Here is a 728-nt window from a genome sequence, read left to right as displayed (position 1 = left end):
GGCCTTATAATCACTTTCAACTCTTACAACAGCATGTGCCAAATTAACAGGAACATTGTACTTATTCGCAAATTTCTGAATAAGAAACTCATAAGGACGAACAGGAATCTTAGAAGCAATAATCTCTGAGCCTTCACTTGACCCTGCAACATTTAACACGGTATGAGCCAAACTTATATCAAACACAAAAGATACAGCAAATACTGCACTTAAAAGAATTTTCAAAAATTGCATTTTCTTTCTCTTCATTAAGACATTCTTAAATCCTAGCTGCAACGGCTTGGTGGGCGCATTGTACATAGAAAAAAAACGAAAGAGCGGCTTGAAAATGAAAATATTAAGACAATTTCAAGATAAATTTTAGTATTGGAAGAAAATCATTCAATAAACGAATTATATATTTCTGTATTTCATAGGATACTAAAAATTAAAGAAACTATAACATAAGCTTTAATGTGCTAAAAAATAATATACTCTATTACCTATTGAAAGATCTATCATACACCTAACTTTGTGCAGATAAAAACAGTATTAAAAATACCTCTACCATTTTTCACATACAATCATTAAGCCCTCATTGAGGTCAACTCCATAATCATAAAAAGCACCATAAACTGGAATAACTTCTCATAACGCCCTCAATACCGCAGAATACCTCCAGGAATAAAAACCATTATCAACTATCCCCTATGGCTGATAAACACTGGCTGCAAAAAATCCTACGCCAA

The 728-nt window shown here is 32.6% G+C and carries 1 pseudogene; it reads right to left on the bottom strand.

Annotated features, from left to right (window positions below):
• Positions 1–234, bottom strand: a pseudogene (locus tag ACFINZ_RS10755) (lytic transglycosylase domain-containing protein); the annotation flags it as partial.
• Positions 235–728 lie beyond the last annotated feature (494 nt).

The organism is Bartonella sp. AA81SXKL (assembly GCF_042196945.1).
Lineage (GTDB): Bacteria > Pseudomonadota > Alphaproteobacteria > Rhizobiales > Rhizobiaceae > Bartonella.
Note: the sequence above shows the minus strand (reverse complement) of the source record. Positions and strands in the feature narration are given on the sequence as shown.